Source organism: Stenotrophomonas sp. SPM (genome assembly GCF_003105135.1).
Lineage (GTDB): Bacteria > Pseudomonadota > Gammaproteobacteria > Xanthomonadales > Xanthomonadaceae > Stenotrophomonas.
In genome coordinates this window covers 1-8,806 of sequence record NZ_QETL01000135.1, presented here as the reverse complement: position 1 = coordinate 8,806, position 8,806 = coordinate 1, and the positions used below count along the sequence as shown (strand labels likewise).

Genomic DNA, 8,806 nt, shown 5'->3' with positions numbered 1-8,806 from the left:
GAACTGTCAGAGGTGGGGCGGTGTCGGATTGCGGGGTGTCCGCGGCATGGATGCCGCGGCCAAGCCCCCATGGATGGGTCTACGGCGTCCCCGCAATCCGACACCACCCCGCCATCCCACGGAATGCCAGCTTTTGACGTTGCTCTGGCCCTGGCCTCTGCGGGTGCAGGGCGCAGCCCTGCCGAAACCCTCCCCTACCATGACTGCAGTCACTTGCCCGATCGCCCCGCGCTGGCGAAAGTCGGACAGTTCAAGTGATCGGAGTGGTCCTTTGCCCTCCGCACAGGTGTGAAAGAGAGAGAGACGCTTTGCAACGACGTGAGTTCCTGGCGTATTCCGGTCTGGGCCTTGCCGGCCTGGTGCTGCCGCATTCGCGGCTGATCGCGGCCGAGCAGCTGCTGGCGCCGGTTGATACCACCCAGCGCCGGCGCCTGGCCGAGGTGGCCCTGTCCGCCGCCCGTACGGCCAAGGCCAGCTACTGCGACGTGCGCATCGGCCGCTACCTCAACCAGTCGGTGGTCACCCGCGAACACCAGGTCGGCAACGTGACCAACCGCGAGTCGTCCGGCGTGGGCGTGCGGGTCCTGGTCAACGGTGCCTGGGGCTTCGCCGCCACCCACCAGCAGACCGAGGCCGCCGTGCGCGGCGCGGTCGAGCAGGCCACGGCCATTGCCCGTGCCAACGCCAGCATCCAGACCCGTCCGGTGCAGCTGGCACCGACGCCGGCGGTCGGTGAGGTGCGCTGGCAGACCCCGGTGCGCAAGAACGCCATGGACGTGCCGATCCAGGACAAGATCGAACTGCTGCTGGCGCTCAACGGCGCCGCGCTCGATGCCGGCGCCGACTTCATCAATTCCACGCTGTTCCTGGTCAACGAACAGAAGTACTTCGCCTCCAGCGACGGCTCCTTCATCGACCAGGACATCCACCGCATCTGGCTGCCGTTCACCGCTACCGCCATCGACAAGGCCAGCGGCAAGTTCCGCACCCGTGCCGGGCTGTCCTCGCCGATGGGCATGGGCTATGAATTCCTCGATGGCGATGCGCGCGGCAAGGTACAGCTGCCCGGCGGCCTCACCGCCTACCGCGATTCCTACGACCCGGTCGAGGACGCCATCGCCGCCGCCCGCCATGCGCGCGAAAAGCTGAAGGCGCCCTCGGTGAAGCCCGGCAAGTACGACCTGGTGCTGGACCCGTCCAACCTGTTCCTGACCATCCACGAGAACGTCGGCCACCCGCTGGAACTGGACCGCGTGCTGGGCTACGAGGCCAACTACGCCGGCACCAGTTTCGCCACCCTGGACAAGCGCGATGCCGGTTTCCGCTGGGGCAGCGACCTCGTCACCTTCTTCGCCGACAAGACCCAGCCGGGCAGCCTCGGTGCGGTCGGCTACGACGATGAAGGGGTGAAGACGCAGCGCTGGGACCTGGTGCGTGATGGCGTGCTGGTCGATTACCAGGCCACCCGCGATGAGGCCCATATCCTCGGTCGCGAGGCCTCGCATGGCTGCAGCTACGCCGATTCCTGGTCCAGCGTGCAGTTCCAGCGCATGGCCAATGTCTCGCTGGCACCGGGCAAGGCGCCGCTGAGCGTGGACGACATGATCAAGGACGTGGAGAACGGCATCTGGATCCACGGCCGCGGCTCCTATTCCATCGACCAGCAGCGCTACAACGCGCAGTTCGGCGGCCAGCTCTACTACCAGATCAAGGACGGCAAGATCGCCGGCATGGTCGAGGATGCGGCCTACCAGATCCGCACGCCGGAGTTCTGGAACGCGTGCACCGCGATCTGCGACCAGCGTGACTTCCGCCTCGGCGGTTCCTTCTTCGACGGCAAGGGCCAGCCCGCGCAGGTATCGGCGGTCTCGCACGGGTCGTCCACCACCCGTTTCAACGGCATCAACATCATCAATACCGCGCGCAGTCTCGGCGCCTGAGTCGTCCCATCCTTCGACGTGGAGAGCTGCCTTGCAGAGACGTGACTTCCTTGCCCTGACCGGGCTTACCGCGGGCGGCCTGATCGTGCCGTCGTTCTTCGGCAAGGCGATCGCCGCCGAGCAGCTGCAGTCCAGTCTCGACCTGGGGCTGAAGAAGCGCCTGGCCGATGCCGCGCTGCAGGCCGCCCGCAGCGCCGGCGCCACCTACTGCGATGTGCGCATCGGCCGCTACCTGCGGCAGTTCGTGATCACCCGCGAGGACAAGGTGCAGAACGTGGTGAACACGGAGTCGACCGGCGTCGGCATCCGCGTGATCGTCAACGGCGCCTGGGGCTTCGCCGCCACCAATGCGCTGGGCACCGCCGACGTGGCCCGCGCCGCGCAGCAGGCCGCCGCGATTGCCAAGGCCAACGCAGGCGTGCAGACCGCACCGGTGCAGCTGGCCAAGGCGCCGGGCGTGGGTGAAGTGAGCTGGCGCACGCCGATCCGCAAGAACGCCATGGACGTGCCGATCAAGGAGAAGGTCGACCTGCTGCTGGACGTCAACGCGGCCGCGATGGGCGCCGGTGCCAGTTTCGTCAACTCGATGCTGTTCCTGGTCAACGAGCAGAAGTACTTCGCCTCCACCGATGGTTCCTACATCGACCAGGACGTGCACCGCATCTGGGCACCGATGACGGTCACCGCCATCGACAAGGCCAGCGGCAAGTTCCGCACCCGCGAAGGCCTGTCCGCACCGATGGGCCTGGGCTACGAGTACCTGGACGGCGCCGCCGCCGGCAAGGTGCTCACCCCCAATGGCGTGGTGAACTACGGCTCCTCCTACGACATGAAGGAAGACGCCATCGCTGCGGCCAAGCAGGCGCAGGAGAAGCTGAAGGCGCCTTCGGTGAAGCCCGGCAAGTACGACCTGATCCTCGATCCCTCGCACACCTGGCTGACCATCCACGAGTCGATCGGCCACCCGCTCGAACTCGACCGCGTGCTCGGCTACGAAGCCAACTACGCCGGCACCAGCTTCGCCACCCTGGACAAGCGCGAGCAGCATTTCCAGTACGGCAGCGAGCACGTCAACATCTTCGCCGACAAGACCCAGCCGGGCAGCCTCGGCGCGGTCGCTTACGACGATGAAGGCGTGAAGTGCAAGCGCTGGGACCTGATCAGCAACGGCAAACTGGTGGACTACCAGACCATCCGCGACCAGGCCCACATCCTCGGCAAGACCGAGTCCGATGGCTGCTGCTACGCCGATTCCTGGTCCAGCGTGCAGTTCCAGCGCATGGCCAACGTGTCGATGGCGCCGGGCAAGACTCCGCTCAGCGTTCCGGACATGATCAAGGACGTCGAGAACGGCATCTACATCATCGGCGACGGCTCGTTCTCCATCGACCAGCAGCGCTACAACGCGCAGTTCGGCGGCCAGCTGTTCTACGAGATCAAGAACGGCAAGATCACCCGCATGCTGGAAGACGTGGCCTACCAGATCCGCACGCCGGAGTTCTGGAACGCCTGCACCGCCGTGGCCGACGAACGCGACTACCGCCTGGGCGGTTCATTCTTCGACGGCAAGGGCCAGCCGGGCCAGGTCTCGGCGGTCTCGCATGGCTCGTCCACCGCGCGCTTCAACGGCATCAACGTCATCAACACCGCACGCAGCCTCGGCTGACCGGTCAGGAGCCCTTACACCATGAGTATCTTCACCGAAGCCCAGGCCAAGGCCATCCTCGACAAGGTCATCGCCCTGTCCAAGGCCGATGAGTGCACCGCCGTACTGGCCGGTTCCATCAACGGCAACATCCGTTTCGCCCTGAACAACGTGTCCACCAGTGGCATCGTGGACAACACCGAGCTGGCCGTCACCGTGGCCTTCGGCAAGCGCGTGGGCACCGCCTCGATCAACGAGTTCGACGATGCCGCGCTGGAACGCGTGGTCCGCCGCGCCGAGGACCTGGCCCGCCTGGCCCCGGAAAACCCGGAATTCATGCCGGCCATCGGCAAGCAGACCTACCGCGCCAGCCCTACCTTCAGCGAATCCACCGCCGCCATCGATCCGGCGTTCCGCGCCAAGGTCGCCGCCGATTCCATCGCGCCGTGCCGTGGCAATGGCCTGATCGCCGCCGGCTTCCTGGAAGATGGCCAGGGCTTCTATGCCACCGCCAACAGCAACGGCAACTTCGGCTACCAGCGCAGCACAAGCTTCGACTACACCTGCACCGTGCGCACCGAAGACGGCCGCGGTTCGGGCTGGGTCGGCCGCAACCTGAAGGACGCGGCGGACTTCAAGGCCGACCAGGACATCCGCATCGCCATGCGCAAGGCCACCGAATCCTCGGAAGCCAAGGCGCTGGAACCGGGCAAGTACACGGTCATCCTGGAACCGGCCGCCGCCGCCGGCCTGATCAGCTTCATGATGAACTTCTTCAGCGCGCGCTCGGCCGATGAAGGCCGCAGCTTCCTGTCCAAGAAGGGCGGTGGCAACAAGCTGGGCGAGCAGGTCTACGACCCGCGCGTGAGCATGTACGCCGACCCGTGGCATGCCGACGCACCGGTGCTGCCGTGGGATGGCGAGGGCATGCCGCGCGAGCGCATGGCCATCATCGAGAACGGCAAGGTCGCCAACCTGGACTACTCGCGCTTCTGGGCACAGAAGCAGGGCAAGACCGCCAAGGCCACGCCGGGCAACCTGCTGATGAGCGGTGGCGACAAGAGCACCGCCGATCTGGTGCGCGGCACCCAGAAGGGCATCCTGGTCACCCGCACCTGGTACATCCGCATGGTCGACCCGCAGACCGTGCTGCTGACCGGCTTGACCCGCGATGGCACCTTCTACATCGAGAACGGCCAGATCAAGCACCCGGTGAAGAATTTCCGCTTCAACGAATCGCCGGTCATCATGCTCAACAACATCGAAGAGCTGGGCAAGCCGGTGCGCGTGGCCGGTGATGAATCCAGCTACGTGATGATGATCCCGCCGATGAAGCTGCGCGATTTCACCTTCACCTCGCTGTCCGACGCGGTCTGATGGATCGGCGGGCCTGCCTGCGCTGGTTGGCCACTGCCGCTTCGGCGGCGGCGCTGCCGGCCTTCGCGCAGGCAGGCCCGCGCAGTTCGCGCTACGACTTCTGGTTCACCCGCCTGCAGTACGACTCCGGAGATTGGGACGTGGACGCGCGCATGCCGTCCAACCTGATCACCTCGCTGATCGACTACACCTCGCTGCGCGTCGACCCGCAGGAACACGTGGTGGCCCTGGCCGACCCGCGCATGCTGGAGGCGCCGTTCTGCTACCTGGCCGGTCACACGCTGGTGGAGTTCAACGCCGCCGAGCGGCAGAACTTCGTGCGCTACGTGCGCAACGGCGGCTTCGTCTTCGTCGACGACTGCAACCATGACATCGACGGTCTGTTCGCCACCTCGTTCGAGGCACAGATGGGCCGGCTGTTCGGGCCCAGGGCCCTGCAGAAGCTGCCCAACAGCCATGCGCTTTACCGCAGCTTCTTCCGCTTCCCCGACGGCCCGCCCGCCACCGGCTTCGAGCTCAACGGCTGGGGCGATGACCTCGTGCACGATTACCTGAAGGGTATCGAGGTCGATGGCCGCCTGGGCCTGCTCTACAGCAACAAGGATTACGGCTGCGAGTGGGACTACGACTGGCGCAACAAGCGCTTCCTGGCCGAAGACAACACCCGCTTCGGCGTCAACATCGTGATGTACGCGTTGAACAATTGAACGGACCACCGCCATGACCTCCCTCGATCTCGATTCCCTGCTGCCGCGCCTGGATGGGCTGCGCAGCGCCCTGGCCCGCGCCGTGGTCGGCCAGCACACGGTGGTCGAGCAGCTGCTGATCGGCCTGCTGGCCGGTGGCCACTGCCTGCTGGAAGGCGCGCCCGGCCTGGGCAAGACCCTGCTGGTGCGCTCGCTGGGGCAGGCACTGGAGCTGCAGTTCCGGCGCGTGCAGTTCACCCCCGACCTGATGCCCAGCGACATCCTCGGCACCGAACTGCTGGAAGAAGACCACGGCACCGGTCATCGTCATTTCCGCTTCCAGCAGGGCCCGATCTTCACGAATCTGCTGCTGGCCGACGAGCTCAACCGCACCCCCCCCAAGACCCAGGCGGCGCTGCTGGAGGCGATGCAGGAACGCACGGTCAGCCATGCGGGCACCACGCGCGAGCTGCCCGCGCCATTCTTCGTGCTGGCCACGCAGAACCCGATCGAGCAGGCCGGCACCTACCCGCTGCCGGAAGCACAGCTGGACCGCTTCCTGCTGCACGTGCTGGTGGACTATCCCAGCGAAGACGAAGAGCGCCGCATCATCGAACAGACCACCGGCGGTGCCACCGAAGCGGTGCCGAAGGTGATGGACGCCGAGGCGGTGATCGCCCTGCAGGCCGCCGTGCGCCAGGTGCATGTCAGCCCCGATGTGCTGGCCTGGATCACCCGACTGGTACGCGCCAGCCGCCCCGGCGACGGCGCACCGGCCGCGATCAACCAGTGGGTGAAGTGGGGCGCCGGCCCGCGTGCCGGGCAGTCGCTGGTGCTGGCCGCCAAGGCGCGTGCACGGCTGCAGGGCCGCTTTGCCGCCACCCGCGAGGATGTGCAGGCGCTGGCCGCGCCGGTGATGCGCCATCGCCTGCTGCTGTCCTTCGCCGCCGAAGCCGAACAGAAGCGCGCCGACGACGTGGTCGCGGCGCTGCTGCAGGCCGTGCCCTTCCCGGGTTGAAGCACGCGTGAGCACCGGTACACCGCTGACGCTGCCACCGGAACTGCGTGCGCGCCTGCGCACGTTGCGCCTGCGGCCGCGCCTGGCCAGCGGCGCCAGCGGCATCGGCCAGCACGCCAGCCGCAGCCGCGGTGCCGGCCTGGAATTCGCCCAGTACCGCGCCTACGAACCCGGCGACGAACTGCGCCAGATCGACTGGAAGTTGTACGCGCGCTCGGACCGCTTCTTCGTGCGCGAATCCGAACGCGAAAGCCCGATCACTGTCTGGCTGCTGCTCGATGCCACCGCCTCGGCCGGCCAGGCCGACCGCGCCGCGCCGCAGCGCACGCGTCTGGACCACATGCGCGGGCTGGCCGCCTGCCTGGTCGAGCTGGCCCTGCAGCAGGGCGATCGTTTCGGCCTGCTGGCGATCAACGGCGATGGCCTGCAGCTGGTACCAGCCGGCCACGGCGCGCGCCAGCGTGACCGCGTGCACCTGCAACTGCATGCCCTGCAGGCGCGCGGTGGCTGGCCAGCCGCCGACCGCCTGCGCCCGCTGTGGGAACGCGTGCGCCCGGGCGATCTGCTGCTGGCCATCGGCGATGGCTTCGATGAAACCAGCATCGTGCTGCTGGAACACCTGGCCAGCGCACGCCGCGAGGTGATGCTGCTGCAGGTGCTGACCGCCGACGAGCGTGACTTCCCCTTCGATGCCGGCCATCGCTTCCGCGATCCGGAAACCGGCGAGGAACTGCTGGGCGATGGCGCCGCGATCCGAGCCGACTACCTGCAGCGCTTCGCTGCCGCACACAGCGCCCTGCAGGCACGCCTGCAGGCCAGCGGCATCGCCAGCGCCACCGGTTGGCTCGACCATCCGCTGGACCAGCCGCTGCAGGCGCTGTTCGGCCGCGGGGGCGGCGCATGAACCTGCTGTTCCCGCTGGGCTTGGCCGCACTGGCCGCGTGGCTGCTGCCACTGCTGATCCACCTCGCCCGGCGCCATCCGTACACGCCGTTGGATTTCGCCGCATTGCGTTGGCTGCGCGCACAGATCCGCCCGCGCCAGCGCATCCGCTTCGATGATTGGCCGCTGCTGCTGGTGCGCCTGCTGTTGCTGGCCGCACTGGCGCTGCTGCTGGCGCGCCCGGCGCTGACCGGCAGCGCAGCACCGCCCAGCGCCTGGACCGTGGTCGCCCCCGGGCTGGATGCCCGCGCACTGCGCGGCACCGGCGAAGAGGGCAACTGGCATTGGCTGGCGCCTGGCTTCCCGACCGTCGAACAACCAGCACCCACGACACCTGTGGCGCTTGCGAGCCTGCTGCGCGAACTCGACGCGCAGCTGCCCGCCGGCACCGCGCTGACCGTACATGTGCCCGACCCGCTGCCCGGCCTCGATGGCGCACGCCTGCAGGTGTCCCGCAGCGTGCAGTGGCAGGCGCATGCCGTGCCCGTTGCGAGCACGCAGGCAGCACTGTCCCCGCCACGCCTGCGCGTGCATGCCGAGGCACCGGACAGCGCGCGGCACTGGATCGGCGCCCTGCAGCGCGCGTGGAGCATCCAGCCTGCCGCCGCCGAGCTGCCTGCCGACACACTGCCCGCACCCGGCGAGATTGCGGTGTGGGGCCGTAGCGATGCACTGCCGGCGGCATGGCAGGCCTGGCTGCGCGAAGGCGGCAGCGTGATGACCGCGGCCAGACCTGATGCTGCCGCCACGGTGGTGCTGCGAAGTGCCGAGGGTGCACCGCTGCTGTGGCAGCAGCGCGTCGGCCAGGGTCGCCTGCTGTCGCTGCCCGGCGAATGGGACGCCGCCCACAACGGCGCACTGCGTGATGCCCGCTTGCCGCAGGCCCTGCTGCTGGCCCTGCAGCCACCAGCGCCATCGCGCGTGGGCGATGCGCGCGATCACGCACCGCAGCAGGCGGTACTGCCCGTGAACGCCGCCGCACCACGCGAGCTGACCCCGTGGCTGCTGCTGGCCATCGTGCTGCTGTTCGCGCTGGAGCGCGGAATGGCCAGTCGCGCTGCGCGGAGGCCGGCATGAACGCGTTGCAGCGCAGCTGGCAGCGCGCACGTCGCCGCCGCGCCAGCATCACTGTGCTGCTTGGCCTGCCGTGGGCGCTGGCCGCCACCGCGCTGACCCTGCGCCTGGGCGGCTTCGATGC

At 68.1% G+C, this 8,806-nt stretch carries 7 protein-coding genes; all 7 read left to right on the top strand.

The window, feature by feature from the left end; all coding sequences use genetic code 11:
- Positions 1–308 precede the first annotated feature (308 nt).
- Genes DCO49_RS18335 through DCO49_RS18305 form a run of 7 tightly spaced genes read left to right on the top strand, consistent with a single transcriptional unit; the run spans position 309 to position 8,685 of the window.
- The gene (locus tag DCO49_RS18335; protein WP_165835755.1) at positions 309–1,940 is read left to right on the top strand and encodes a TldD/PmbA family protein; all 1,632 of its coding nucleotides are present in this window, start codon (positions 309–311) and stop codon (positions 1,938–1,940) included.
- A 31-nt stretch (positions 1,941–1,971) separates the two neighbouring features.
- Positions 1,972–3,606, top strand: coding sequence for a TldD/PmbA family protein (locus tag DCO49_RS18330; protein ID WP_116865219.1), 1,635 nt, complete (start codon positions 1,972–1,974; stop codon positions 3,604–3,606).
- 21 nt (positions 3,607–3,627) lie between these two features.
- Positions 3,628–4,962, top strand: a complete 1,335-nt coding sequence (locus DCO49_RS18325) for a TldD/PmbA family protein (protein WP_108767250.1) — start codon at positions 3,628–3,630, stop codon at positions 4,960–4,962.
- A complete protein-coding gene (locus DCO49_RS18320; protein WP_116865218.1) occupies positions 4,962–5,669 on the top strand; it encodes a DUF4159 domain-containing protein in 708 nt (235 codons plus the stop codon). The genes DCO49_RS18325 and DCO49_RS18320 overlap by 1 nt, the downstream gene beginning before the upstream one ends.
- 13 nt (positions 5,670–5,682) lie before the next feature.
- Positions 5,683–6,666 carry a MoxR family ATPase gene (locus DCO49_RS18315; protein WP_116865217.1) on the top strand — a complete coding sequence of 328 codons (984 nt, stop codon included), beginning with the start codon at positions 5,683–5,685 and terminating at the stop codon, positions 6,664–6,666.
- Positions 6,667–6,673: 7 nt separating this feature from the next.
- Complete coding sequence (locus tag DCO49_RS18310) at positions 6,674–7,570, top strand: DUF58 domain-containing protein (protein ID WP_116865216.1); 897 nt, start codon at positions 6,674–6,676, stop codon at positions 7,568–7,570.
- On the top strand, positions 7,567–8,685 hold the full coding sequence (locus tag DCO49_RS18305; RefSeq protein WP_116865215.1) for a BatA domain-containing protein: 1,119 nt from the start codon (positions 7,567–7,569) through the stop codon (positions 8,683–8,685). The genes DCO49_RS18310 and DCO49_RS18305 overlap by 4 nt, the downstream gene beginning before the upstream one ends.
- The last annotated feature ends 121 nt before the right edge of the window (positions 8,686–8,806 follow it).